This window comes from Sphingopyxis sp. OAS728 (assembly GCF_014873485.1).
Lineage (GTDB): Bacteria > Pseudomonadota > Alphaproteobacteria > Sphingomonadales > Sphingomonadaceae > Sphingopyxis.
In genome coordinates this window covers 3,771,188-3,798,173 of the sequence record NZ_JADBDT010000001.1, presented here as the reverse complement: position 1 = coordinate 3,798,173, position 26,986 = coordinate 3,771,188, and the positions used below count along the sequence as shown (strand labels likewise).

At 64.3% G+C, this 26,986-nt stretch carries 19 protein-coding genes; 7 read left to right on the top strand and 12 right to left on the bottom strand.

Translation table 11 applies throughout. From position 1 onward, the window contains the following. Positions 1-71: 71 nt before the first annotated feature. Together msrB and msrA are read left to right on the top strand one after the other, a co-directional pair. Positions 72-521 carry a peptide-methionine (R)-S-oxide reductase MsrB gene (gene msrB / locus GGC65_RS17945; RefSeq protein ID WP_192648397.1) on the top strand — a complete coding sequence of 150 codons (450 nt, stop codon included), beginning with the start codon at positions 72-74 and terminating at the stop codon, positions 519-521. Further along, positions 518-1,039 carry a peptide-methionine (S)-S-oxide reductase MsrA gene (gene msrA, locus GGC65_RS17940; protein ID WP_192648396.1) on the top strand — a complete coding sequence of 174 codons (522 nt, stop codon included), beginning with the start codon at positions 518-520 and terminating at the stop codon, positions 1,037-1,039. The genes msrB and msrA overlap by 4 nt, the downstream gene beginning before the upstream one ends. Positions 1,040-1,066: 27 nt before the next feature. Here msrA and GGC65_RS17935 read toward each other — a convergent pair whose 3' ends face one another. The 9 genes from GGC65_RS17935 to GGC65_RS17895 all read right to left on the bottom strand — a co-directional run bounded on the left by GGC65_RS17935 (position 1,067) and on the right by GGC65_RS17895 (position 13,911). Continuing rightward, positions 1,067-2,086 (bottom strand): sugar kinase, encoded by a 1,020-nt coding sequence (locus GGC65_RS17935; RefSeq protein ID WP_192648395.1) that lies wholly within the window; start codon positions 2,084-2,086, stop codon positions 1,067-1,069. After that, positions 2,083-2,784: a 2-keto-4-pentenoate hydratase gene (locus tag GGC65_RS17930; protein ID WP_192648394.1), complete on the bottom strand. Its 702-nt coding sequence runs from the start codon at positions 2,782-2,784 to the stop codon at positions 2,083-2,085. The genes GGC65_RS17935 and GGC65_RS17930 overlap by 4 nt, the downstream gene beginning before the upstream one ends. 98 nt (positions 2,785-2,882) lie before the next feature. Beyond that, a complete protein-coding gene (locus GGC65_RS17925; RefSeq protein WP_058536788.1) occupies positions 2,883-3,629 on the bottom strand; it encodes a FadR/GntR family transcriptional regulator in 747 nt (248 codons plus the stop codon). Between the two features lie 82 nt (positions 3,630-3,711). Continuing rightward, on the bottom strand, positions 3,712-6,567 hold the full coding sequence (locus GGC65_RS17920) for a TonB-dependent receptor (RefSeq protein ID WP_318780186.1): 2,856 nt from the start codon (positions 6,565-6,567) through the stop codon (positions 3,712-3,714). Positions 6,568-6,683: 116 nt separating this feature from the next. After that, positions 6,684-7,523 carry a rhamnogalacturonan acetylesterase gene (locus GGC65_RS17915; RefSeq protein ID WP_192648393.1) on the bottom strand — a complete coding sequence of 280 codons (840 nt, stop codon included), beginning with the start codon at positions 7,521-7,523 and terminating at the stop codon, positions 6,684-6,686. Then, entirely contained in the window at positions 7,523-8,275 is a 753-nt protein-coding gene (locus GGC65_RS17910; protein ID WP_192648392.1) for an SDR family NAD(P)-dependent oxidoreductase, read from the bottom strand. The genes GGC65_RS17915 and GGC65_RS17910 overlap by 1 nt, the downstream gene beginning before the upstream one ends. Before the next feature lie 13 nt (positions 8,276-8,288). Next, a complete protein-coding gene (locus GGC65_RS17905; RefSeq protein WP_192648391.1) occupies positions 8,289-9,572 on the bottom strand; it encodes an MFS transporter in 1,284 nt (427 codons plus the stop codon). After that, the gene (locus GGC65_RS17900; protein ID WP_192648390.1) at positions 9,569-11,731 is read right to left on the bottom strand and encodes a heparinase II/III family protein; all 2,163 of its coding nucleotides are present in this window, start codon (positions 11,729-11,731) and stop codon (positions 9,569-9,571) included. Before GGC65_RS17900 ends, GGC65_RS17905 begins: the two co-directional genes overlap by 4 nt. Then, the gene (locus tag GGC65_RS17895; RefSeq protein ID WP_192648389.1) at positions 11,728-13,911 is read right to left on the bottom strand and encodes a chondroitinase-B domain-containing protein; all 2,184 of its coding nucleotides are present in this window, start codon (positions 13,909-13,911) and stop codon (positions 11,728-11,730) included. Before GGC65_RS17895 ends, GGC65_RS17900 begins: the two co-directional genes overlap by 4 nt. Positions 13,912-14,088: 177 nt before the next feature. Here GGC65_RS17895 and GGC65_RS17890 point away from each other — a divergent pair, with 177 nt between their 5' ends. Continuing rightward, positions 14,089-17,130, top strand: a complete 3,042-nt coding sequence (locus GGC65_RS17890; RefSeq protein ID WP_192648388.1) for a TonB-dependent receptor — start codon at positions 14,089-14,091, stop codon at positions 17,128-17,130. A gap of 54 nt (positions 17,131-17,184) precedes the next feature. Here the strand turns inward: GGC65_RS17890 and GGC65_RS17885 are convergent, their stop codons facing one another. Beyond that, positions 17,185-17,784: an NADPH-dependent FMN reductase gene (locus GGC65_RS17885; RefSeq protein WP_192648387.1), complete on the bottom strand. Its 600-nt coding sequence runs from the start codon at positions 17,782-17,784 to the stop codon at positions 17,185-17,187. A gap of 11 nt (positions 17,785-17,795) precedes the next feature. After that, on the bottom strand, positions 17,796-18,611 hold the full coding sequence (locus tag GGC65_RS17880) for a phytanoyl-CoA dioxygenase family protein (protein WP_225940892.1): 816 nt from the start codon (positions 18,609-18,611) through the stop codon (positions 17,796-17,798). A gap of 49 nt (positions 18,612-18,660) precedes the next feature. Between GGC65_RS17880 and GGC65_RS17875 the strand changes: the two genes are divergently transcribed. The 3 genes from GGC65_RS17875 (at position 18,661) to GGC65_RS17865 (ending at position 24,379) form a co-directional block, all read left to right on the top strand. After that, positions 18,661-19,584 (top strand): LysR substrate-binding domain-containing protein, encoded by a 924-nt coding sequence (locus GGC65_RS17875; protein WP_192648386.1) that lies wholly within the window; start codon positions 18,661-18,663, stop codon positions 19,582-19,584. Between the two features lie 372 nt (positions 19,585-19,956). Further along, on the top strand, positions 19,957-22,281 hold the full coding sequence (locus tag GGC65_RS17870; RefSeq protein WP_192648385.1) for a TonB-dependent receptor: 2,325 nt from the start codon (positions 19,957-19,959) through the stop codon (positions 22,279-22,281). Positions 22,282-22,369: 88 nt separating this feature from the next. Then, positions 22,370-24,379, top strand: a complete 2,010-nt coding sequence (locus tag GGC65_RS17865) for an alpha-glucosidase (protein WP_192648384.1) — start codon at positions 22,370-22,372, stop codon at positions 24,377-24,379. Positions 24,380-24,491: 112 nt separating this feature from the next. Here GGC65_RS17865 and GGC65_RS17860 read toward each other — a convergent pair whose 3' ends face one another. Further along, positions 24,492-25,361 carry a LysR family transcriptional regulator gene (locus GGC65_RS17860; RefSeq protein ID WP_192648383.1) on the bottom strand — a complete coding sequence of 290 codons (870 nt, stop codon included), beginning with the start codon at positions 25,359-25,361 and terminating at the stop codon, positions 24,492-24,494. Positions 25,362-25,426: 65 nt separating this feature from the next. On the opposite strand from GGC65_RS17860, the gene GGC65_RS17855 reads away from it, so the two are divergent. Continuing rightward, positions 25,427-26,986 (top strand): glycerol-3-phosphate dehydrogenase/oxidase, encoded by a 1,560-nt coding sequence (locus tag GGC65_RS17855; RefSeq protein WP_192648382.1) that lies wholly within the window; start codon positions 25,427-25,429, stop codon positions 26,984-26,986.

Sequence of the window (26,986 nt, the reverse complement as noted above, 5' to 3'; positions counted from 1 at the left end):
ACCTGACCATCTGCCGGGGCATGGTTTATCCAAATGGAAGCACCATATTCCCCAGTGAAATGGAGATTCAAATGACCGAATATCGCAAAACACCCGAAGCCGTCGCGGCCTTGTCGCCCGAGCAATATCGCGTGACACAGCAGAGCGGCACCGAACGGCCCGGCACGGGCGAATATCTGAACAACAAGGATCCCGGCATTTATGTCGATATCGTCTCGGGCGAGCCGCTGTTTGCGTCGTCTGACAAATATGAATCGGGTTGCGGCTGGCCGAGCTTCACCAAGCCGATCGAGCCCGCGAATGTCGCCGAACTCAACGACACGACCCATGGCATGATCCGCACCGAAGTGCGATCGACCCATGGCGACAGCCATCTGGGGCACGTGTTCCCCGACGGCCCCCGCGACCGCGGCGGGCTGCGCTATTGCATCAATTCGGCTTCGCTGCGCTTTGTCCATCGCGACGATATGGAAGCCGAGGGATATGGCGCCTATCTCGATCAGGTGGAGGACGTCGCATGAGCACCGAGCGCGCAATTCTTGCCGGCGGCTGCTTCTGGGGCGTGCAGGACCTGGTGCGCCGGCAGCCCGGGGTGATTTCGACCCGCGTCGGCTATTCGGGCGGCGAGGTGGAAAATGCCACTTACCGCAACCACGGCAATCATGCCGAAGCAATCGAGATTATCTTCGATCCGGCCCTGACCAGCTATCGCTCGCTGTTGGAATTCTTCTTTCAGATCCACGATCCGACCACGAAGAATCGCCAGGGCAACGACGTCGGTGCCAGCTATCGTTCGGCGATCTTCTACACCAGCGACGAGCAGAAGGCGGTGGCCGAGGACACGATCGCCGATGTCGACGCTTCAGGCCTCTGGCCGGGTAAGGTGGTTACCGAAGTCACCCCGGCGGGCGCCTTCTGGGAAGCCGAACCCGAGCATCAGGATTATCTGGAGCGCATTCCGAACGGCTATACCTGCCATTTCGTACGTCCGGGATGGAAGCTCCCGCATCGCGCCGGTGCCGCGCTTTCGGCCGAATAGGCCGATGACCCGCACGAGGCTCGTCCCCTAGCGCGAAACATCCTGCGCGACCGACACCGTGCGGCCGATAGCCGCACGAGAGAAGGGCGCAAAATCGCCGTGGATGCCGTGTTTCAGTGCGGATAGCCCCAAGCCATACCTCGCCGCGTCCGCTAGGCCCTTACCGGCCCACAATCCGTCGAGGACGCCGGCAGCAAACGCGTCGCCGGTTCCGATCCGGTCGATCACCGGAGTGATGAGCATGGCATCGCTTGCCCCGCTCTTGTCGCGGGTGTCGATCCGTGCCGTCACGCGGTGTGCGTCGGGCCGCATGATCTCGCGCGCGGTGGAGGCGACATATTCGAGCGATTGGAAATGGTCGAGCAATGCAAGCGCCGCCTCGCGCCGCCGATCTTCGCCATCCCCCGAAAATTCGCGGCCCAAAAGCAGACCTGCGTCGCGGTGATTGCCGAACAATAGCGTCGCCTGAGCGACGATCGGTTTCAATATCGCCGCCGGGTCGGACTGCCATCGATCCCAAAGGCGTCCACGCCAATTGCCGTCGAACGAGACGCCGATCCCGGCCGCCCGCGCGCGCGTCACGGCATCGAGCACGGCGGCCGCGCTGTCCGGCCCCAGCGCGGGGGTGACACCCGACACGTGCAGCCAGCCGATGCCGTCCAACAAATGGTCCCAATTCCAGTCATCGGGCCTCGCCTCCGCAAAAGCCGATCCGGCGCGGTCATAAATGACCTCGGCCGGGCGCATCGGGCCGCCGGGCAGGTGATAATAGAGCCCGATGCGGCCCGCAGGACGGCGTATGGGCGTTACGTCGACGCCATGGCGGCGCATTTCGCCGAGCACACCGTCGCCGAGCGGCCCTTCGGGGACCGCACTGATCATTGCCGTGTCATGGCCGAGTGCGGCAAGCGCGACGGCGACATTCGCTTCGGCACCTCCGACATGCGCGTCGAAACGCGCCGATTGCAGCGGCAGTTCGCCGTTCGGAACCGAGACGCGCATGACGATCTCGCCGAAACAGGCGATCGTTCCGTGGGGTGCAATCATGATTTGAATCCGGTTTCCTCGACCGCGATGCAGGCGATATGGCCCACCGCGCCGAAACGCGCGGTCGCGATTTGCCCGATGCCGATCGGATGAACTCCAGTGATGGCTCCGGCCGAAATCCACTGCCCCGCCTTGAGTTCGATGACGCCGCGCCGATGAAGTTCGACGAGAAAATTCAGCGCTCCCCAAGGGCCGTCGAGGACGTCGATTGCGCGACCGGTCCCGACCGGCGTGCCGTCGATCTGCGTTTCGACGATCAGCGTCGTGAATTCGTCTTTGTCGAGCGGTGGCCCAAGCAGCAGTCCGTTGTTGATACCGATATCGGCGATGGTGCCATAGGGAGCATGATCGTGAACGTCGGGCGCGGGCGAACTCGCGACTTCGAATCCGGCGCGGATCTCTTCGACATATGCGGCGCCATCGTCGATGCCCATGACGCGCCTGTCGGGCACCGCGCGGAGGCGCAGCATCACTTCCGCCTCGATAGCCCCCGCCCCGCCGACGAAAACCGCCGCTTTGCCGGGCGTGTCGCCGTGGAGTTCGGCCACGCGCAACACCGGCCCGGCGAGGCGCTCGGCGCCCAGAACATCGATCAACGCCGGCGGGATGCGCCCGACCTTCCAGCCGAGGACGGGCGCCTCAAGCTCGACGATCAAACGCTGTTGTATGACATAGGCATCCGCCAACGTCGCGGGCACTGGAGAAGGAAAGGCCGGCAGCGCACGCCCCGAACGGCGTGCTTCGAGTAACGCCGCAACCGGATCCGGCGCGGCCGGCGAAGACGAAAGGCCGGACGTCACGCCAGCTTGGCGCTCAGCAAATAGCGTTCGCGGCTCTCGGCCGACTGACGGCGCAGTTCGACGATTGCGCGCTCCTCGGTCTCGTCGAGCATCGATTCGATCAGGCGGTTGAAGTGGCGGCGCATCGCGAGCCGCGCACCCGTCGCGTCGCGATTGCGCAGCGCCGCGACGACGTCTGCATGTTCGGCCTGACGCGCGCTGCCGTCCTTGCGGCAGACCAGCGAATGGCTGCTCCGCACTTCGGGCAATTCCATCCGCATCCGCCACAGGCTCTCGATCACATGGATGATCGCCTTGTTGCTAGATGCCGCAGCGATCGTCATATGGAACTCACGATCGATCGCACTGATCTCTTCCTCACTCTTGCTGTCGTCGGCCATCGCGTCGAGCAGTTCGTCGAGCTTCGCCAGCGTTTCGGCCGAGATCGTCGGTGCGGCAAGCGCCGCGGCCTCAGCTTCGAACAGCGAGCGCGCTTCGGTGAGCTCGAACGCGCTGACCTTGGGCAGGATCGCATTGTCGCCGGGCAGGATCGCCTCGACATAGGCGCCCGCGCCGGTCCGGATGTGAATCCACCCCGTCGCCTGCAATGCGATCTCGGCTTCGCGGATCGTCACGCGGCTGACCTCGAAACGTTCGGACAGCTCGCGTTCGCCGGGCAGCCGCGTCCCCGGCGGGAAGGTTCCGTCGAGAATCAGGCGCCGGATCGTATCAGCGACATCTTCGAAAAGGCGGCGTTCGGCCATGGTCAATCTTCTCCCCGCACAAGCGTCAGGAAGTCCATACAATCCGGTAGGACAAGTTTGAAGCCCATGACCGAACTTAGTTCTAAATTCGCGCCCGGATGCCGATGAAATATTTCGCGCCGTAATAATGATACTGACGGCTGCTGCCATAGACCGGCATGTAGGTCGCCTTCGGCTCGTTGAAGATGTTGAGCGCCTCGAAGCGCAGCGACACGCCCTTCATCAGGTCGAGCGAGGCGCGGAAATCGACGGTTTCGCTAGGTGCGACGTAGCGCAGCTGGCTGTTGCCGCCGACGAAATCCTGGAAATATTTCGCGCGGTAATTGTAGATCGCCTGCAGCGACACCGGGCCGATCTCGTAATAGGCCTGCGCCGACAGCACATGTTTCGAATAGCCCGACAGGTTCGCGGGCGGGATGATGCCGGCGCTCACCGTATCGGTTTCGGGGTCATAGACCTCGCCGAGCCGGATATCCTGCGTCTTGAAGTTCGAATCGGCGTAATTGTAGCTGACCTTCGCGCCGAGCCCGTCGAGCGGCTTGGGCAGGAAGCTGAAGCGCGTCGCCGCGGTCAGTTCGAGGCCATAGATGCGCGACTTGTCGGGGCTGTTGCGCGTCTGCGTCACCGGGATCGACACCGACTGGCCGTCGATGGTGAAATCCTCGTTGAACACCACGGGCTGGAAGCCGCCGGTGAACTGCTTGTAATAGACGGTCGCCGACAGCAGGCTGTCCTTGTTCGGATACCATTCGAGCGACAGATCGCCGTTCCACGACATCAGCGGCTTCAGGCGCGGGCTACCGTTCGCGGTGATGTTGCGGATCGCATCCTCGATCGACGTGAAGCTGGTGCCGTCCTCAAGCAGGATCGTGCGGCCGGCGCCGAGCGAGCTGGGGTTCGGACGCGACATCGCGCGATAGGCGGCGGCGCGCAGCAACGTGTTCGGCGCGACCTCGAAGATCGCGTTGAGGCTGGGCAGGATGCGTGTGTTCTGGCTCTTGATCGTCACCGTGTCGAAATCGCCCGAGGTGACGAGGCGGATCGAACCGTCGGGGTTGGTGACGACGCTGAGGTCGCTGCGCAGCCCGTCCGAAGTCACGCGCGTATTGACGACGCGCACGCCGAAATTGCCGCGCACCGGCATATTACCCAGATCGGCGTCATATTCGGCCATCACATAACCGGCGAAAGTGCGTTCGGTGACATCGCGGTTCGCAACCGAGCGCGTGTCGGGCAGGTTGCCGGGATCTTCAGCGCCCATATATTCGCGGAACAGGCAGTCGACGTCGAAAGTCGCCCAGCTGTTGATGCTGTTACCCTTCGCGGCCGACAGATAATCCTGCTGCGGGAAGGCGGTGCGGCAGAGATTGTTGATGCGGCGGTCCTCGGCGATCGCCGGGTTCAGGTTGAAGTCGCCGTTGCGCACATCATAGTCGCGGTACGTCAGGTGCGACCAGCGGCCACCCGCCGAAATCTTGCTGAGGAAGCCGTCCATTTCATAGGCGACGTCGAAGCGGCCCGCGTAGATTTCGTTGTGCCGCTTGCTCTCGTCGCGGCGGAAGCGCGCGTCGTCCCAGAAGAGATTATGATTGTTGAGGTCGAAGCGCGGATCGATCGTGATCGTCGGGACAAAGCTGCCCGGCGTGATCGAATAGGTGTAAGGGATGCGCATATTGTTGAACACGGTGCGCACACCGTTGACGTCGGTCGGGTCGGTGCGCAGGCGGAAGTTGCGTTCGATCTCGGTGCGGACGGTGCGCGAATAGCTGCCGTCGAGCGTGACGGTCAGCCGGTCCGACGGCTGCCATTCGACCGAGAGGCCGCCGCCCAGATATTCCTCCGACCGCGACAGTTCGGACCCGTTCGATTCGAGCGAGCTCAGGCCGTTGAGGCTCTGGACGATACCATTCTCGTCATAGACGACGTTGGTCAGGCCGTAACGGCCCTCGGACAGATTGAGGTCGCGGCGGTTCTCGACATAGGTGCGGTCCGAGTACTGGACGTCGAGGTTGATGTTGAACTGGTCCGACGGGCGCCACTGGATCGATCCGAAGATCGCGTCGCGCTTGTCGGTCTCGCTGATCTGGCGGAAGGTATAGGCGTTGGGGACGAGATAGAAGGGCAGGTCCTGCCCATATTCGTCGCGCGTATATTCGTTGCAATTGTTGTTCGCGACGACAGGCGACGCCTGGCACGCGGTCCAGGTCGTCGACGCGGCGAACGTTTCTTCGGGGTTGTTCGTGTCGTTGCGCTGGACGCCGATCGCGATGCCGATCGTATCGTTCGCAAACTGGTCGACATAGCTCAGCGTCCCGCGCCAGCCGATCCCGCCCGACCCGACGATGCGATCGCCATAGGGATTATATTGCGCCTTGATATCGGCCTGCAGGCGGCGCTTGCCGAAATCGAGCGGACGCAGCGTGCCGATCTCGATCGTTCCCGCGACGCCGCCTTCGACAAGGCTCGCCTGCTGGGTCTTGTAAATCTTGATATTGTTGACGAGTTCGGACGGGAATTGGTTGAAATTCACCGAGCGGTCGCCGCTGCCGTTCGTCGCGTCGCGGCCGTTGAACGTCGCATTCGACAGGAAGGGGCCGAGACCGCGAAGCGCGATTTCGGACGCGTCGCCCTTTTCGCGGTGCGTCGTCGCGCCGGTGATCGTCTGGATCGCCTGCCCGACCGAGATCGCCGGGATATCGCCGATGTCGTCCGACGACAGCGCATCGACGATCGCGGTTTCTTCGCGCTTGGTGTTGATCGAATTCTGGATCGTCTCGCGGATACCGGTGACGACGATCGCATCCTCTTCGGACTCGGCCTGCGGCGCGGGCGCGTCCTGCGCCATCGCGGGCGCTGCGACGATCAGCAGCGTCGAACCGGCACCAGCCAGCAACGCGGCGCGCAGGCTGCGCGCGCGGATCGGATTGCGAGAATTCACGTTGTCTCTCCCTGAAAATCGATTCTGTTCTGGCTGACGCTGTCGAACATGCCGGCCAATTTGTCAACAATTGTGTATGGCAAATTGGTTAGTCCAAATTGCCATACACACCTTCGTCAGCGAACGAGCTGGCTCCGCAGCCCCGGCACCGCGCGGGCGAGCGCCTGCGTCACCAGCTTGGCGGTGACCTCGGCACCGACGTCGCCGAGGTGCGTGTAGTCGAACTTGCGCGTCACCTGCCCGCGCGCGCCGTCGCCCGTGATCGGCGCGGGTTCGGGCGGTGCCGGGCGCGCGGTCAGCGTCGTACCCGCCTTCGCCGCAGCAAGCTCCTCGGCGGTTGGCGGTTCCTGCGCGAGCTTGGTCGCCATCTCGGCGCCCATCTCCTGCGCTTGCGCGGCGCTGAGCGCGTTGAGGTCCACGAGCGGCACGTCCATCGCCTTGGCGACGCCGCGCACCTGATCCGACCAGCTCGCGAGCGTGTTCCTGAGCTTGCCGTCCTTGAACTCGCGGCGCGTCAGCGGGGTTACGAGCACCGGCGTTGCTCCCGCCGCCCTCACCTCTTCGACGAAGCGGCGGAGATTGGCGGGGAATTCGGTCGTCTCGTCGGTCCAGCGTTCGGACTTCGATGACTGGTCGTTGTGCGCGAACTGGATCAGCACCCAGGTGCCGCGATAACCCGGCACCTTCGCCTCGGCGAGCGCGATGTCCCAGCCGCCTTCCTGCCGATAGCTGCGCGTGCTGCGCCCGCCGCGACCGGCGTTGAGACAGGCGACCGACGATTTGACATGGCGCGAGCAAAACGCCCCGCCCCAACCGCTGTGCGGCGCCATCGTCGAATCGCCGACAAGGATGATCTTGTACGGCTCGAGCGGCGGCGCATCGGTCCGCTCGCGGGTCTGGGCCTGCGCCCCGCTCGCGAGCAGGGCAACGACGGCCGTCGCAAGGAGCCGGCGCATCAGGAGAAGCCCAGCCCACCGTTGATGTCGAGACAGACGCCGGCGAGGAAGCTCGCCGCCGGTGACGCGAGATAAACGATCGTGTCGGCGACTTCGTCGGGATGGCCTTCGCGGCGCAGCGGCGTGTTGCCGGCGACCGCGGCGCGGCCCTCGGGCTTCGAGAAGATGTCGTGGAAGCTCGTGCCGATCAGTCCGGGGCAGACGGCGTTGACGCGGATACCCTGCGGTCCGAGTTCCTTGGCCATTGAACGCGTATAGGTCATCAGCGCGCCCTTTGCGGTCGCATAGACCGATGCGCCCGGACCGCCACCGTCACGGCCGGCGAGCGACGACACGTTCACGACAGCCGAACCTTCGCCGAGGAAGGGCTGCGATGCCTGGAGAACGAGGAAAGCCGATTTGAGGTTGAGCGTCATGACATGGTCGAAGAACTCCTCGTCCATCTCGCTCAGCGTCTTGCGCGCGACCATGCCGCCGGCAAGGTTGACGAGGATGTCGAGCCGGCCGCTGAACGCGATGCCGACCTCTTCGAGCATCGCCTTGACCGCGCCGCTGTCGGTAACGTCGGCCTGGATCAGGAAGGCGTCGCCGCCCGCGTCCTTGATCGTCTTCAGCGTGTCCTCGGCGGCTTCGCGGCCGCTGTTGTAATTGATCGCGACGCGGACGCCGGCGCGCGCAAGCGCGATCGAGACCGATCGGCCGATGTCGCGGCCGCCGCCGGTGACGAGCGCGGTTTTCCCCTGGAGGTTCATGTGATGCTATTCCTTATTCTTGGGTGTTGGTGGGTTGGGTGACGACCGGTTCGACGCGTCCGCCGATCAGCCAGAAACAGAGGAAGGAGATCGGCACGATCGCCGCGGAGAGCGCGAAGATCGGCGCGTAGCTGGTCTTGGTGAGCACGGGGACGAGCCAGGTGGTGATCAGCGTGCCCGCGACCGCGGCGGTGCCGCTGATCCCCGCGAGGCTGCCCACGGCGCCACCGCCGAAATAGTCGCTCGGCAGCGTCTGGATATTGCCGATCGCCATCTGGAACCCGAAGAGGATGCACGCGATCAGCAGCACCGCGGAGAGCGGCTCGCTGGCGCCGATCGTGAACAGCAGCGCCGGGAGCATGATCGCGCAGCCGATGGCGATGGTCAGCGTGCGCGCTTTGTGCACGCCGCCGCCCGCGGTGATGATGCGTCCCGAAAGCCAGCCGCCGAACAGGCTGCCGAGCATCGCGCCGACGAAGGGCACCCATGCAAAGAGGCCGATCTGCTTGACGTCGAAGCCGAAGGTTTCGGCGAGATAGATCGGCAGCCACGAGACGAAGAGCCACCACACGGGATCGAGAAAGAAGCGCGACAGGATGACGCCCCAGCTCTGGCGATAGCGCAGCAGTTCGCCGAGCGGCACACGGCGGCTGTCGCCCTGGCCCGCCTCGGTGCGGCCGGTCAGGATATAGTCTCGCTCTTCCTCGCTCAGCCCCGGATGCTTTTCGGGATCGGCCTTGTAGAACCAGAGCCAGGGCACGAGCCAGATGAAGCCGAGCACGCCGATGAGCAGGAAGGTGCCGTGCCAGCCGAACTGGACGAACAAAAGCGCGATCAGCGGCGCCGAGACGATCCCGCCGAGCGATGCTCCGGCGTTGAAAATGCCCTGCGCCAATGCGCGTTCGCGCGAGGGAAACCAGAGCGCGTTCGCCTTGGCGGCGCCGGGCCAGTTGCCCGCCTCGCTGATCCCCAGCGTAGCGCGCAGAACGAGGAGCAAGGGCATCGAACGCACCAATGCGTGCGCCGCGATCGACAGCGACCAGACGACGATCGAGATGGTGAAACCCATCCGCGTACCGATCGCGTCGAAGATGCGCCCGAAAATCGACTGGCCGAAGGCGTAGAAGATCATGAAGATCGTCACGAGCAGCGCATAATCTTCCTTGGTGGCGCCGATTTCCTTCGACACCTCGGGCCACATCACCGCCAGCGCGTTGCGGTCGATGTAATTGATCACCGTCGCGAGCGCGATCAGCGCGATGACGCACCAGCGGAAGCGGCCCTTGATATTGCTCATTTCTTCGCTCCGGTCTTGGCGAGGTCGAGGCGGCCGACGGCGCCGGTCCATGCGAGGGTGCGACCGTCGACGGTGACGCTGTGCTTCGCCCCGGCGGTGGCATCGTCGGCGACCGCGATGGCGATGCGGCGCCCGTCGACGAGGGTGATCAGGACGAGATCGACGCCCTTTTCCTTGCGATGTTCGAGCTCCAACACGCGCGCGCTGCTCGCGACGACAGTTTCGGCCGACGCATCGTATGCGCCGTGCGGTTCGAGCAGGCTGACAAAGGACGCGTCCGCCGCGCCGTCGACGCGCTGGATCAGCGCAGGTTCGCGGCGCAGGTTGAACTCAGGATCGTTGGCGCCGCTTTCGGCGACAATGAAGCGCGCACCCGCGGGCGGCAGCATGTGATAGCTGTAGAAGCGACTGCCCTGCATCCACGTCAGCCGGGCCTTGCCTGTCTTCGCCCCTTCACCGTCGACCCACAGATGCTGGTAGCCGTTCGCCTTGCCGAGCACCGGCCGCTCGGCAAGCTTGCGGTCGAACGCAATGTCGCTGTCGATGATATGCCCGGAAAAATGCAGCGGCAGGTCATAGCGATGCCTGCCGCTGCCAGTCCCGTGGAGGATATCGAGCGTGAGGGGATTGGAGAGACCGTCGACTTCGACGAGCAAGAGCGCACGGCGGATCTGGACGCCCTGGTACGCGGTATCGATTTCGCCGATCGCGTAGCGCGTCGGACCTTCGAGCGACGCGGCGAGCTGGCGCGTCCCCGACTTCTCGCCGGCTTTCCAGTCACCCGCGAAGTGGCTTTGCTCATCGACGACAAGCGTGTTGTGCGCGATCGTCGCGCTCGCCCAGCTGTCGTTTTCGGGGAGGTAGCGCCCACCGCGCTTCGCCTCGACATTGAGGAAACGCGCGGCGCCATAGTCGGTCACCACGGCGCCGGTCTCATCATAATAGAGCCAGCCGAGCCGGTCGAAATGGCCGTGACCCATGCCCTGCACCGTGTTCTTGGCGACAAGCAAGGGACCGGTCGGATCGGGTTTCGTCCGCAGCAGGACGAGCGCGCCGTCCTTGCCGTCGGGACCGTCGGATAACAGCCGCGAGCCGAACGGCCAGGGCTTCGCCTTGCCCGCCGCGAGATCGGCCGCCATTGCCTGCCCCGCCGGGGTCAGCACCGTGCGGCCCTGCCAGTCGGCGATCGACAGGAAGGTCGGATCCTTCGTCGCGCCATAGGCGATGGCAACAGCGTGATAGAGTTCTTCGGTGCGCAGGCTCTTGTCGGGCATCGCGTCGTTGATTGGCAGGAAATAGCCGTCGTGCGTCACGTCGATCGCAGTGCGGATCGCCTTCAATACGATGCCGTCGCGGTACTCGAAAATCTTGCGGTCCGGATCATTTGCCGCGATCGCCGCCGCGAAAACGACGAAGGGCTGCAACGCATAGCGCTGATAATAGGGCCCTTCGGCATAATAGCCGTCGGGCGAAAAGAGCAGGTCGAGCTGGCGCAGGAAACCCGCCTTGCCGCTCTTGTCGAGCCCGAGCAGCGCCTTGTCGACAAGGTGGCGGTCGCCGAGCAGATAGCCCGACAGGCCGACGCCCGCCGCCGCCCAAGTGGCATGATTGTGGATGCGGTTGATCACCTCGGGCGAGCCGTCCGAAAGGAAGCGCGCCATCGGCCGGATGACCTGATCGTCGATGCGCTTGCGGTCGGCGACGGACAGCGCGCCCCGAATCTCGGCATAGCCCTGCACCGCATTCACGAGGAAGACGCTGTCGTTGAGGCTTTGCCAGAAGAGGCGGCCGGGAACCTGGTTCGACGCGGCGGGATGCGGCCCGAGCTTCGGATAGAGGTCGGCATAGGCGAGCAGCAGGTCGCGGACATGGTCGCGATAGAGGACATCGCCGGTCAGACGGAAGAGCTGGCCGCCCTCGAAAATGGTGCGGTAATTGCGCTTATGCTGTTCGTGGGTGAAGCCGCCGCCCGGGTCTTTCGGCACGGGCACATTGATGCCCGTCTTGATCGATGCATCGACGTCGCGCCGTGCGCGCTCGACCTCGCCGGCGAAAAGCGGCGCATAGACCTGCGGCGACACTGCGGGCGGGGTTTGCGCGACAGCCGGGGCGGCGGGCAGCGTGGCGGCAGCGAGCAGGAGTGCCAAGGTGCGGATCACGGACGCGCCTCCACGACATTGCCGGTGACCTGACCGCGCGCCGGTCCCTTCCACGCGAGTTCCTCGATCCGCGGCGCGGGGGTCGCTGCGAAGGCGTTCGATGCGATCCGCGTTTCGGGCGCGCCGACCGAATGGATGACGAGGATGCCATCCGACTTCGCAAAATTATTCTGCGCAATGTCGGCGTGCTGGGCGCCCGAGACGCGCAGCGATGCGCCATCGCGTCCGCTGTCGGCGACACTCGATCCGGCCATCGCGAACCACGGACCGAAGGTGCTTTCATCGGTGCCCTTGCGGAGCAGATCGGCGACCATCGCGACGCGCGCGAAGCGACTATCTGTGATCGTCAGCCGCTCCATCGGATACCAGCCCTTGGGTTCCTGCTCGCCGGTCGCGAGGACGACGACGCCCATCTCGGCGAAATCACTGTTCGTGATCGTCACATCGTCGGCGAAGGTGCCTGGCGCCATGGCGATGCCGTCGAGGCGGCCCTTGCCGGGCCCGCGCACCGACACGCCGTCGAGCGCGATGCTGTAGTTAGGCGCGACGCCGCTCCCGACTGCGATCAGCGCGCCATCGCTCGGTGCAGCGCTTGCATCGATCGCGACATTTTCGAGCTGTAATCCGCCGCCGCCTTCGATGCGCGCCAGCTGCGATGCGACGCGAAGCACGGGTTTCGCATCCTTTGCGCCGGCGATGGTCAAGCGGTGCTGAACCGCCAACGGCGCCGCGATATCATAAGTCCCGGTGGCGAGAGCGAGAATATCGCCCGCCTTCGTGTCGGCGACTGCTCGTGCGAGCGATGCGCCGGCCGCAAGCGGCCGGGTGCCGCCCGCACCAAATGCCGTTTCGGGGGCGTCGCTGCGATACCAGCTTGCGCCGACCTCAGTCCGCGTCACCGGCTTCAAATCGCGCGGCGCACCGACCGCGGCGAGCGCCGGATCGACCGGGTAGAGCAGGCCGTTGGCGGCGCGCTCCAGCTTGATCTCGCGCTGCTCAACGCCCGCGCCCAGAAGCGGCTTCGCGACCTTCGCCTCGACATTGCCCGCGAGCGCGATGCCGGTGATTTCGCCCTCGGCGCGGAACGGGTCCTGCCCCTTCGCGCCGACGATCAGATTGCGCTCGAATTTGCTGTCCGTCGGCGCTGCCGAGCGTTCGGCGTCGGCGCCCGCCGCCAAGGTTATGCGTGCGCTGTCGATGATGCTATTATTCTCGATCCGCGCGTTCGCGACCTGATGGTAGCGGTTGATCACCGAATTAGGCACGCCGTTCATCACGCTGAGCGCACTCTTGAACGAGGTGCCCGCAAGCCCCTCGAAATAGTTGCTCCGCACGATCTGGTCGCGGTTGATCACGCGTACACCGCCGGTGTCGGGCACGCCCTTGCCGAGGAAGATGTTGCGTTCGACGAGGTTGCCGTTGCCGTGCCGGAGCACGATGGCGCCCTGCGCTTCGATTATCAGATTATCGCGGATGATATTGCCGCCTGACTTGATCGAGACGATCTCGACCTCGCCGCTGGTACGGTCGAATATGTTGCGCTCGATGACCGTATTCGACGCTGACAGCGATTCTTCGCTGGTACCGATGCGGATCGTCTCGCCGCCGTTCGAGCCGAGCGGCGGGCGCGGGCCGAAATAATTATGATCGATGCGGTGGCGGTTATCGAGCGGATCCCCCGCGCGGCGGATCGCCGCGAGCGTCACGCCCGCATTCGTCTTGTCCTCGAAATGCGAATGGTCGACGCGGTTGCCGGTGCCATAAAGCGCGACCCAGATATCCTCGGCACGGCGGTCAGCCTTGCTGAAACCGTCGATAACGACCTCGGTCACGCGGGTGTCTGTCGCGAGCGTTTTGGAATCGCGGCGAAAGCTGATCACTTCGTCCGTCGGGCTCGCACCATTTTTGAAGACGAGGCCCGAAACTACGAGATGCTGGCCGCCGATGCGCAGGTTCGACTGGCCGGTGACGAGCACCTTGCCCTTGGTCTGGGCGGTCAGCGTGATCGGCTTGGCGGCGGTACCGGTGCCGGTAAAGACGATCGGGAAGTCGCGCCATTCGCCATCAGCGAGGATGATCGTGTCGCCCGGCTGCGCCTTTTTCACCGCCACCTTATACTGCGCCTGATCCGACACCAGCATGTCGCGCGCCAGCGCCGGATGCGCCGTTGAGACCAGCATCGCTGCCGTTAGAACCGCCCTTATCTGCACTGCGCCTCACCCTTTTTATGATTCTTGCCCACTGGACTATACAAGCGGTATGACAATATCAACCGTGTTTCGGTATACAAGATGGGTTGACATATTGGTCTGACACGACGAGCCTGTCTCCAAACAAAGCCAATGAGGGAGAGTGGGATGATTCGGGGCAGCCTCGTGCGCGGTTCGCGCGGCAACATCAATTTTGCGGCGGCGCTGCTCGGCACGACGGCGATGGCGATGCTCGCTGTCCCGACCTTTGCGCAGGACGCAGCGGGGCAGGATCCAACCGCTTCCGAAGAAATGAACGATGATGCGATCGTCGTCACCGGCATCCGCAGTTCCCTTGCCACCGCGCTGGGCGAAAAGCGCACCACCGACAATATCGTCGAGGTCATCCAGGCCGAAGATATCGGCAAGCTGCCCGACCAGAACCTCGCCGAAGTGCTGGAAAATGTCACCGGGGTTCAGATCACCCGGCAGGCGGGCGTCGGCAATGCCGTGCAGATCCGCGGCACCGACGCCAACCGCACCGAAATCAACGGCGTTTCGACCGTCGGATCGGGCGCCGGCCGCTCGGGCATCAGCTTCGAGGATTTGCCAGCTGCGCTGATCGCGTCGGTCGAGGTCACCAAGGTTCCGACGGCGCAGACGATCGAAGGATCGGTCGGCGGCACGATCAATCTCCGCACGATCCGCCCGCTCGACCTCAAGGACCCGCTGATCGCCGCGCGCGCGCAGATGGAGAATAGCGACCTGTCGAAATCGACGCTGCCGCGCCTGTCGGCAACGCTTGGCAACCGGTGGGACACCGGCATCGGCGAAATCGGCATCGTGGTGAGCGGCAGCTATGCGCGGCAGGATGTCGCCTCGTTCAAGCCGCGCGTCGACCGCGACGCGCTCGTGCTTCCCGGCTCGGGCCCGAGCGCCGAGGCTTTTCCGTTTCTGCGTATCCAGTTCCTCCAGCAGGGGCTCGAGAATTATGAATATGAGACGTACAACGGCACCGCGGCGCTCGAGTGGAAGCCAAACGACGACCTCAAATTCTATTTCGACGCCACGCTGAACAACCAGCGCCGCGGCCAGCAGAGCCATCGCGTGCAGATTTCGGGCACGGCGACGCCTTCGGTCGTCGACGCGATGAACAACACCGACTTCGAAACGGTCGATTTCGGCACGCTCAACGGGCCGAACGGGCCGATCGACCTTGGCTCGGTCGAGGCCGCAGTCGCCGGCACGATCGGGATTGGCGGCACGACCGGAAGCGTGATCGATCCGAACCTGCGCACATCGAGCGACACCGGCGCGCGCGTGACGAAGAGCCGCGTCTTCGATTTCGGCACCGACTGGCAGGCGACCGACAAGCTGAATGTCCGCGCCGAAGTATCGCTATCGACCTCGAAATCCGACTTTCCGAACTTCTCGACCACGCTCGACTTCATCAACCCGAACGGCCCGCAGCCGGTGATCGGTCGCAGCATCGACAATGGCGTGCCGATCGAATTCGACCTGCGCGGCGGCACGCTGCAATTCGGCATCGATCAGGCCAGCCCCTTCGCGCCAACGACCGCGCAGTTGCTCGACCCCGCCAATTACCAGCTCCAGCAGGTCACACAGGGCGCGAACTCGACCGACAATCAGGAACGCGCCGCGCGCCTCGATTTCTCCTACGACACGACCGACCTCAACCCCTTCGTCACCTCGGTTGATTTCGGCTGGCGCTGGAACCGCACATCGGCCGAGAACAGCGAATTTTCGAACAACGTCAGCCTGACCAATACGACAACCGCGTGGAACCGGCCATCGGGCGATCTGTTTTCCGACATATTGATTCCGGGGCCGCGCAACTTCAACGCCGCCGACGGGCGGCGGCTCTACTTCCCCGACTTCCTGCTGATCGACGGCGGGCTGGCCTTCCGCGATCCGGCGAGCGTGCTCGCGTCGCTCAACGAAGCGATTGCCGCGAGCAACGCCGCGCGGACGCAGGGGCCGGCGGTTGCCTCGCTCGCGACGCCGACCGAATCCTTCGCCGGTTTCTTCAAGATCAAGGAAACGACGAACGCCGCCTATTTCCAGGCGAATATGGAAGGCGAAATTGCCGGCATGCCGGTGCGCGGCAACGCGGGATTCCGCTGGCTCCACACCAAGCTGTCGTCGACGGGCAACAATATCGCGAATGGCGCGGTGACCGGCCAGACGGTCGCCAAGAGCTCGTACAACTTCCTGCTGCCGCGCTTCAGCCTCGTCCTCGAACCCGCCGACAAGCTCCTCGTCCGCGCCGGTATCGCGCGCGACATCCGCCGCCCGAATTTCGACACGCTGTCGACCTCCTTCTCGTTCGGTACCGGCGCCAATACGCCCGTCGCGGTCGGTAACCCCGATCTCGTTCCCGAAGCGGTATGGTCGTTCGACCTGTCGGGCGAATATTATTTCGCGCCGTCGAGCCTGATCAGCATCGGCTTTTTCCACAAGAGCCGCACGAACCTGTTCGCGCAGCGGCAGGAAGATCCGGCGCCGAACCTCGATGCGAATGGCAATCTCAACATCTCGATCGATCCCGCCTGCCCCGGCGGCGGTATTTACAACCCGATCGCCAACCGGAACATCAACAACCCGATTCAAGGGGTCGGCATCTGCGTACCGCGCAGCTCGACGTTCAACGTGCCGGGAACCACGACGCAGACGGGTATCGAAGTCGCCTTCCAGCACGATCTGTCGGCCTGGGAAGACGTGCTCGGCTTTGCCTCGGGCTTCGGCTTCATCGGCAACTTCACCTATCAAAAGGCCGGCGGTTCGGCGCGCGAGTATCGCACGGCCGATGGCCCGCGTACGGTGTTCACGCAGCTCGGCTATCCGGGTTCGCAGGACCTGATCTCGCTAACGAACCTGTCGAAGTACGCCTACAACACCACATTGTTCTACGACAAATACGGGCTGAATGCGCGCCTGCGCTATACGTGGCGGTCGAGCTATGTGTCGAACGACCCGTTCTTTTTCGGGCTGCCGTTGATCAATGGCGCGCGCGGGCAGCTCAACGCCAGCATCAACTATGACATCACCGAGAATATCAATGTCGGGGTCGAGGGTATCAACCTGCTGCGCGGCGACCAGAACCAATATTGCGTGAACAACAAGGCGCTGCTCTGTTTCCAGGGGCTCACCGATCGCCGGATCACGGCCGGGCTCAGCGTGAAATTCTAGACGCGGTTGCGAGGACCGGGAGGCATCGAAGCGTGCCTTCCGGCAAGGCTCGCGTCAGGCCGGCAAAGAGGCCCGGCTCCCGTCGGCATAGGCGCGCTTCATGCGCGCGAAAGTCATAACCTGTGCGGTCATGATGTCGAGCTGCGACGTGATGCCCTGATCAGTCAGCATGCCGTCGGGGTCAAACAAAGGCTGGCTCGAATTGGCCGTGACGGCCATCGGCGTCGGCCAGCCGCGCAGCGCATGCGTGATCGAGCGCAACGTCGCGAGCGTGCTGCCTGCCGCCTGCCATCCGCCCGCGACCGCGATCAGCCCCACCGCCCGGCCATCAAAATAGGGCTGCGCATCGGACACGAGATCCTGGGCATAATCGAGCGCGTTCTTGACCACGCCCGACACCGTCCCATGATAGGCGGGCGACGCGACGATGATGCCGTCGGCATTGCGCAGCGCGGCTATCAGCGCCTGCGCCTTTGAACAACGCTCATTACGGTGCGGGGCGTACATCGGCAGGTCGATCGCCTCGCCCGCGAAGAGACATGTCTCCGCGCCCTGCGCCTCGCAGCGCATGAGCGCGTGACGGAGCAGGCGTTCGGCCGATCCGCCGGCGGTGGCGTTTCCGCCGAGTGCGACGATGTGGGGGCGCGCGGTCATGGCTTGCTCCTCTAGTTGAAGGTCACCTGGCTGCCGCCGCGCAGGAACGCGATCGCGTTGCGGCGGAGGTGGTTGGTACCGGGGTTGAGGATCGGCTCGGGCGAATATTGCGCGAGATAGACGCGGCGCATGTTCGGGGTCGAGTTCGATCCGGTCGCATGGAGCGCAAGGCTGGAGAAAGCGACGACGCTGCCCGCCGGAACCTCCAGCGTCACCCCCTCATTGTCGCCGGTGTAACCGACCAGATCGTTACTGCCCGGCTGGCGGATGTGCGGGACGATGCCGTCGCGCGTCTCGGGCGCCTGCGAGAAGGGCATGATGCGAACAGTGCCGTTGGCGACCGTCGTATCATCGAGCGTGCACCAGCAGGTGAGGTACGGCTTGTGATCGACGGGGCCACCGTTGCCAACCACATAGCCCGAATCCTGGTGCCAGCTGAACGGCATGCCTTCGCTGGCGCCCTTCACGACATATTGGTCGTAGAAGAAATAGGCGTCGTCGCCGAGCGTCGCGCGGCAGATGTCGGCCATCGTTTCGCTGAACAACATGCTCCGAAGATCGGGTTGCTTGCGCTGGCATTCGCCGGCGAAATAGCGCTTGCCCTTGTGGCTGATGCCGTCGACTTCGACGCCGAGGCTGTCGAGGCGGGCGTCTTCGCGTTCGATCACGCGGCCGCATTCCTCGCGCAGCAGGTCGAGCAGCGGGCCTTCGAGGATGCGTTCGAAGACCGCATAGCCTTCGGTCGCGAACTGTTCGCGCTGCGCCGCATAATCCATCTTCACTCTCCCGATGTTGTCGAAGGTGTCACGTAGCGCAAGATCATCCATTGCATCCAATCGAATTGCATCCAGCAGTCATACGTCTATACTATGGCCTATGCGAATGAGACAGGTCGAGGCGTTTCGCGCCGTGATGATGAGCGGGGGCATTACGGCCGCCGCGACGATGCTGAATATCAGCCAGCCGTCGGTGAGCCGGCTGATCGCCGACATGGAGCGCGCGGTCGGCTTTCGCCTGTTCGACCGGCGCGGCGCGCGCGTTCATCCGACCGCACAGGCGCAGGCGCTGTATGAGGCGGTGCGGCGAAGCTATGCGGGTCTCGACCTGCTCGACCAGGCGGCGCGGCGTATCCGCGCGCATCCGGTGGGCACGGTGCGGATCGCCGCCCTTGCCGCGATCGCGATGGCGATATTGCCCGCGGTCATCGCGCGCTTCCGCATCCTCTATCCCGACATCAAGATCACGGTGGAATCGCTCGGCCAGCGCGCGATCGAGGAGCGCGTGTTTCTGGGGCAGGCCGATCTTGGCATCGGGGTCGATGCGCAGGGCCGCGAGGGCATAAGGTCGACGATGCTCGCGCGCGCCGAATATGTCTGCATCCTGCCGGCGAACCACCCGCTCGCGTCGCGGCCGCATCTGGCGGTCGAGGATCTGGCGGGCGAGGAGTTCATCGGCCCGATGCACGAGGCCGACGCGCTGTGGAACGGCATCGATGCGGCGATCGAAGGTGCGGGCATCCCCGTGTCGCGCCGGTTGGAGACGCAGCATTCGCAGATATTATATGCGTTCGTCGAAGCGGGGCTGGGCGTGTCGATCGCCGAGCCGTTCAGCGCGCCATTGTTCCACCGGCTTAACGTCGCGATCCGGCCGATCGCGCCGCCGGTCTATCTCGATTTCGCGCTGCTCGAGCCCGATATCGGGCCGACGCCCGAGATTGTGGCGTGGCTCAACGCCGATGTGGCGCGTGAGACCGAGGCGTGCCTGGCGCATGTGCAGAAGGTTGTCTCGTCCAAGCCATAGCATTTGGACATAATATACCGACATTTCTCGATTAGACTGCAATGATTTTGACGCGCATCCCTAGGTCGGCTGGTTGGCAATGGCGCCTTTCAGCCGATTCGTGGCTGCGAGCGACAAAGTTCGTGGCCTGATGTCGAAGCGGACGAACGATCCGCCACGACAAGGGAAGGGTTGCTGATGACAAGGCCGACACGCGAGCCCGAGCGCCTAGCCTGCTCCTCGCACTGTCCTGCAAGCCATAGCATTCGGACATGGCATCACGACATTTCTCTATTGGACCACAAAAATAATTGCGCGCATGGGTCGGCTCGAAATTGTCAATTAAATTGATTGAGATTCTGATTTAGCAGCGCATCAAGGGAGGATCTGAACATGGTTTCGTCGAAAGCCAAAGCGTATCTGACAATCACGACGGCACTGGGCATGGCGCTGATCGCTGCCCCCGCGGCAGCGCAAGACGCCCCGGCCCCCGCCGAAGCCGACGCCCCCTTCGCCAGCACCGACATCATCGTCACCGCGCAAAAGCGCGAACAGAATTTGCAGGACGTGCCCGTCGCGATTTCGGTCGTGTCGGGCGAACAGCTCGAGCGGTCAAACGTCAATTCGGCCGAGCAATTGTTCCAGCGCGTCCCCACGCTGACCTTCCGCAAGGGCAACACCAACAAGGACTCGGCGCTGTCGATCCGCGGCGTCGGCACGATCAGCTTCTCGTCGGGTGTCGAACCGTCGGTGTCGACCGTCATCGACGGCGTCGTCTATGCGCGCACCGGCCAGCAGACGTCGGACTTTCTCGACGTCGAGCGCATCGAAGTGCTGCGCGGCCCGCAGGGCAGCCTGTTCGGCAAGAATGCAAGCGCCGGCGTGATCAACATCGTGTCGCGCGAGCCCGGCAACGAGCTCGGCGGTTACATCGACGCCGCCTGGTATGAGGGTAATGAATATCGCATTCGCGGGAGTGTTGGCGGCCCGCTCGGCGACGGCATCCGCGCGTCGCTCACCGGCTTCTGGTCGCAATATGACGGCAACGCGCGCAACGTGTTCAACAACCACAAGGTCAACGGATACGAACATTGGGGCGTGCGCGGCAAGCTGATCGCCGAGCCCACCGACAATCTGAAGATCACGCTGATCGCCGATTATTCGAAGAACAGCGACAATGGATTTGCCGACAGCATCGGCACCGTCTTCTCCTCGGCGTTCAACAATGCGGTGTTCATCCCGAGCCTCGCGCCGTTGACGCTCGACGGCAAGAACAAGGACATCGACAACGACCTCGATCCCTATACCAAGGACAAGAACAGCGGCGTGTCGGGGCAGATCGACCTCGACCTTGGCGGCGTCACGCTGACGTCGATCACCGCATACCGCCACTGGTATAATTTCCAGCAGCGCGACGGCGATTTCCGGTCGGACGCGCCGCGTTACGTCAACACGGGTACCGCGGCGGGCGACGTGCGGTCGCACGATCGCGGCGACCTGAAATTCGACCAGTTTACGCAGGAACTGCGTATCGCGTCGGCCAATCCGCAATTCTTCGAATATGTTGCGGGCCTTTATTATTATCACACGAAGGAGGTCGATTTCTTCAACCGTACGGTCACCGCCTGCACCGCATCGACGCTGCCGACCGTCGGCGGGCTGACGCCGTGCGCGACCGGGTCGTCGACCTATACGACGAATGAAGGCAATGCCGATTTCACGACCAAGCTGACGAGCTATTCGGCCTTCGGCCAGGGCACGCTCAACTTTACCGACGCGTTCCGCGGCATTTTGGGTCTGCGCTATACCGAGGACAAGGTCAGCTATGACTTTGCGCGCACCTCGACGCAGGCGACCGCCTTCACCGGCGTGAACCCGGCGTTCGCGTCGGCGGGGTCGATCAAGGACAATGGCTGGTCGGGCAATGCCGGGCTGCAATATGACCTGACCGACGATATCGTCGCCTACACCACCTATACGCGCGGCTATAAGGGTCCGGCGCTCAACGTGTTCTTCAACATGCTGGCGCGCGATACCGGCCGTATCGATCCTGAAAAGTCGAACGCCTATGAAGTGGGCCTGAAGACGCGGCTGTTCGACCGCCGCCTGACGCTAAACGTCGCGGGCTTCTATGCCAAATACGACAATTATCAGGCGAACTTCCTCGACCTCGTCGCGGGGCAGGTCGTCACGCGCCTGACCAACGCGGGCACGGTGTCGACGCGCGGCATCGAGATGGATTTCAACGCGGCGATCACCGACGATTTCTCGCTGTCGGGCGGCTTCAACTATACCGACGCGCATATCAACAAGTTCATCTGTCCGTCGGGCGCCGCGGTGACCTGCGCCGATGCGATCAACGGCAAGCCGCTGCCCTTCGCGCCCAAATATAAGGGCACGGTGACGATGGACTGGCGCCTGCCGCTGAATATCGACGGGTTCAACGTCGATCTGAACAGCTCGCTCGTCTATCAGAGCCGCACCCAGTTCGACATCAACCAGAACCCCAACGCGTTCCAGAAGGCCTATGCGATCTGGGATGCGGGGATCAAGGTGAGCACCGACGACGACAAATACAGCCTGTCGTTCATCGTCAAGAACCTGACCGACAAGCAGTTCGTGATCCAGCGCATCCCGAACGGTACGTCGTTCATGCGCCAGATCACGCCGCGCGATGCCGAGCGTTATTTCGGCGTCACCGCGCGGATGAACTTCTAAAAACCCCCTGCCCCGCCGCGTCCGTCCACGACGCGGCGGGGTAATTATATAGGCGGGCCACCCTGTGGCCGCGAAAGGATCCTCCCCTATGGCGCTCGATGCGCTCGACACCGGCTTTGCGCTCCGCCTCGGCGGGCAAGTGATCCTGACGCACAGCGACGGCGTGCCCTGTTTCTTCGTCGGCCGCGGGGTGCCGCATGTTCATTCGAAGCTGGGGCATTTCGACGTGAGCCAGGAGGTGATCGAGCGGATCGCGCTGGGGCATGTCGAAGTGGCGGGAAATGTCGCGCGTTTTGCCGAGACGGCGGGATCGCCATGGCTGCTCGAAGCGGTGGTTTCAGGCGATGGCGACAATGCGGTGATCGCGCTGACAGCGCTCGACGCGACGCTCAACCGACTGTGGCTCCGCGTACCCGCCGATGCGGGCGAGCATGTGTGGGGCGGCGGCGAGCAATTCTCTTACTTCGACCTTCGCGGGCGGCATTTCCCTTTGTGGTCGAGCGAGCCCGGCGTCGGGCGCGACCCTTCCTCGGAGCTGTTCCGGCAGGTCGAGGCGCACCGCAAGGGCGGCGGCGGCAGCTATGCGCACACCAATTATCCGCAGCCGACCTTTGTCAGTTCGCGGCGCTATGCGCTGCATGTCGACAGCTTTGCCTATGCCGCGTTCGATTTTCGTAACGCGGATTATCATGAGGTCGAGGTGTGGGAAATTCCCGCGAAGATCGAGCTGTGGGCGCGGCCGCATTTCACCGAGCTGGTCACGGCGTTGTCGGATCGTTTCGGGCGCCAGCCGCCGCTGCCCGAATGGCTGCTGAAAGGTGCCGTGATCGGTCTGAAGGATGGCGACAACAGCTTTGCGCGATTGAAGGCCTATGAGGAGGCCGGGGTCGCGGTGTCGGGGCTGTGGTGCGAGGATTGGGTGGGCCTGCGGATCACCAGCTTCGGCAACCGGCTGTTCTGGGACTGGCAGTGGAATGCGGAGCGCTATCCCGACCTGCCGGCCCGGATCGCCGAGCTCAAGGAGCGCGGCGTTCTTTTCCTCGGCTATGTGAACCCCTATCTCGCCGTCGACGGCCCGCTCTATGCCGAAGCGGCGGCGCAGGGCTTCATGGTGATGCATCCCGACAAGGACGAGCCCTATGTCATCGACTTCGGCGAGTTCGATTGCGGGCATGTCGATTTCACCAATCCGGCGGCGGCCGCGTGGTTCGCCGACACAATCATCGGCGAAAAGATGATCGATTTCGGGCTGTCGGGCTGGATGGCGGACTTCGGCGAATATCTGCCGGTCGATGTGCGGCTGGCGAATGGCGAGAGCGGGATGACCGCGCACAACCGCTGGCCAGCGCTGTGGGGTGAAGTAAACGCCAAGGGTATCGCGGGACGCGGCCAGACCGGCGAGATGATGGTGTTCATGCGGTCGGGCGCGACCGGGGTGCAGGGCCATTGCCCGATGCTGTGGGCGGGTGACCAGTCGGTCGATTTTTCGCGCCACGACGGGATCGGCACGGTGATCTGCGCCGCGCTGTCGGCGGGAATGCTGGGCAACGCGCATCATCACAGCGACTGCGGCGGTTACACGAGCCTGTTCGACACGACGCGCGATGCCGAGCTGGCGATGCGCTGGGCCGAGATGTCGGCATTTACGTCGATGATCCGCACACACGAGGGCAATCGGCCGCGGCAGAATGTGCAATATGACGACGATCCCGAACTGCTCGCGCATTTTGCGAAGATGACGCGGATTTATGCGCATCTCGCGCCCTATATCCGGCGGCTGTCGAAGGAAGCTTCGGAGACGGGGTTGCCGGTGCAGCGGCCGCTGTTCCTGCATTTCGAGGATGATGCGGAGACCTACGCGATCCAGACGAGCTATTTGCTCGGTCCCGATCTGCTGGTCGCGCCGGTGATCGCGGCAGGCAAGCGCGAGTGGACGACCTACCTGCCCGCCGGCGCCGAGTGGGTGCATGTGTGGTCGGGACAGACTTACGCGGGCGGTAGTGACGTGATGGTCGCGGCGCCGTTCGGGCAACCGCCGGTGTTTTATCGCGCCGGGTCGGCCGACGCAGCGCTGTTCGAAGGCATTCCTTCCGCCTGACACGTATCCCGTTCACCCTGAGCCTGTCGAAGGGCCGTTCTTTTCTTGCCAACGCCCGAAAGGAAGAACGGTGCTTCGACAAGCTCAGCACGAACGGAAGTTGAGCGCGGTTCTAAGCCGCGGCCTCCTTCAGCACCGCAACGAAGGCGGCGACGAGCGCGCTGCGGCTGCGGTTGCGGAGGAGATGGATCGCATCGCGGGTAACTTCGGTTGGCGGGAGCGCGATCATCGCGAGGCCGCTGCGCTCGGCGAGCCGCTGCGGCACGACGGTGATTGCGCGGCCACTGCGCGCCATGTCGAGGCAGGCGGCGGTGGAGTCGAGCTCGTAATCGGGAAATTGGCCTGCGGCGAAGCGGGCACGAAGCGCGCGGGGGAAATTGCTGCCCGGCGCGGGACGCGGGAGCGCCCAGGCGAAGTCGGCACTGTCGCCCTCGCCTTTCGCCAGTGGATGGTCGGGCGCGCAGACGAGCATCAGCGGCTCGGGCGGCAGCGGGATGCACAGAACCTCGTCGGCATGGCCCGACGATGCGAATTTCGCCCGGTTGCAGACGACGAGGTCGAGGCGGCGGTCGACGAGCGTTTCGAGCAATTGTTCGGACGGGCCGCCGGTGACGGTGACGCGCACGCCCGGGTGCATTTCGGCAAAGCGTATGATCGCGTCGGTGAGCAGGGGTTGCAGCGGATAGGGACCGCTGCCGACCGCGACGGTGCCGCCCGTTGGTTGGCCGAGCCCGCGCGCTTCCTGTTCGAGGTTCGCCGACGCCGCGATGACATCGCGCGCCGAACGGATCAGCCGGTCGGCGTCGCTCGTCGGGCGGACATAATGGGTGGTGCGGTCGAAGAGCGTCGCGCCGAGTTCCTCCTCGAGCTTCTGGATCGAGCGGGTGAGCGCCGATTGCGTCAGCCCAAGTTCGTCGGCCGCGCGCGCATAGCTGGCAAGGCGATAGAGGGTATCGAAATGGCGGAGGCGGCGGAGGTTCATGGCGCGCACCATATCATTCCCATTATACAATACCAATGCCGGGGTGATGCGCTTAGCGTGAAGCCATGAGCAGCACCCAACTCGACGCCCGCGCGCGGCGGCAGGTCTTTGCCGAGCTGGAATCGCGGACGTTCGACCTGGCGGTGATCGGCGGCGGGATCACCGGCGCGGGTATCGCGCGCGACGCGGCGATGCGCGGGCTGTCGGTCGCGCTCGTCGAGGCGCGCGACTATGCGAGCGGGACGAGCAGCCGGTCGTCGAAGATGATCCATGGCGGTCTGCGCTATCTGGCGCAGGGCGACATTGCGCTGGTCAAGGAAGCCGCGTCGGAGCGGCAGATATTGCGGCAGATCGCGCCGCATCTGACGACGCTGTCGCCTTTCCTGATCCCGACGACGAACATGGCGATGACCGCGAAGCTGCGGACGGGCCTCTGGACCTTCGAAAAGCTCGGCAGCGTGCCCGAGGCCGAGAAGCATGAGGTGATCGGGCTCGCCGAGTTGCAACGGCGCGAGCCGCTGATGCGCACCGACAAGCTGAATGGCGCGGTGCTGTACCCCGAATTTCTGACCGACGATGCACGGCTGGTGCTCGCCAATATCCGCAGCGCGCAAGGTGCGGGTGCGGTGGTGGTCAATCATGCGGCGGCGTCCGAACTGACGGGCGACGGGCTGGTCGCGACGTCGACGCTGGGCGACGGGCTGGGCGCGCACATCAAGGCAAAGCTGGTGGTCAACGCCGCTGGCGCGTGGGTCGACAAGGTCCGCGGGCTGGAGGCGGGCGAAAGCGACACGCGCATGTCGATGAGCCGCGGCATCCATCTGGTGCTGCCGCGCGATCGGTTGCCGATCCATTCGACGATCATCATCCGCGCGCCCGACAAACGCAGCATCTTCGCGGTGCCGCGCGGGGCCTTCACCTATATCGGTACGACCGACGTGTTTCACGATGGCGCCGATTACTGGCCCGCACCGACACGCGACGACATCGATTATCTGCTCCGCGCGACCGAAGCGGCGCTGACCATCGATCCGATCCGCGACGCCGAGATCGTCTCGCTGTGGTCGGGCGTCCGGCCGCTGATCGCGCAGCCGGGCAAGAAGGCAAACGAGGTATCGCGCAAGGACGAGATCTGGACCTCGCCCGGCGGGCTGGTGTCGATCGCGGGCGGAAAACTGAGCGCCTATCGCGCGATGGCCGAGCGGGTGGTCGATCTGGTCGTCGAGCGGCTGCGCGTCCCCACCCTGCCCTGTTCGACCGCCGATGCGCCGCTGCCCGGCGGATCGCGCGGCGTCGGCGAGGGGCTGAACCGCCTCGATCCGCGCGCCGCCGAACGGCTGGCGCGCCTCTATGGCGACGAAGCGAACGAGATATTGATCGCGGGCGGCGACGTCGCCGCCGAGGCCGCGCGCGCCGTGACGCATGAGGGCGCCGCCAGCCTTGAGGATTATTGGGTGCGGCGGAGCGCGCGCGCCTGGTTCGACGAGGGCGCGGGCCTTGCCGCGCTCGCCCCCGCTGCCGAGGCGATGGGCGCGCTGCTCGGCTGGGATGACGTCAAGACGGCGGCGCAGATAGCGCATTGCCGCTCGATCAACGATGAGAGCCGCAGGCTTTTGGGAGAGTGA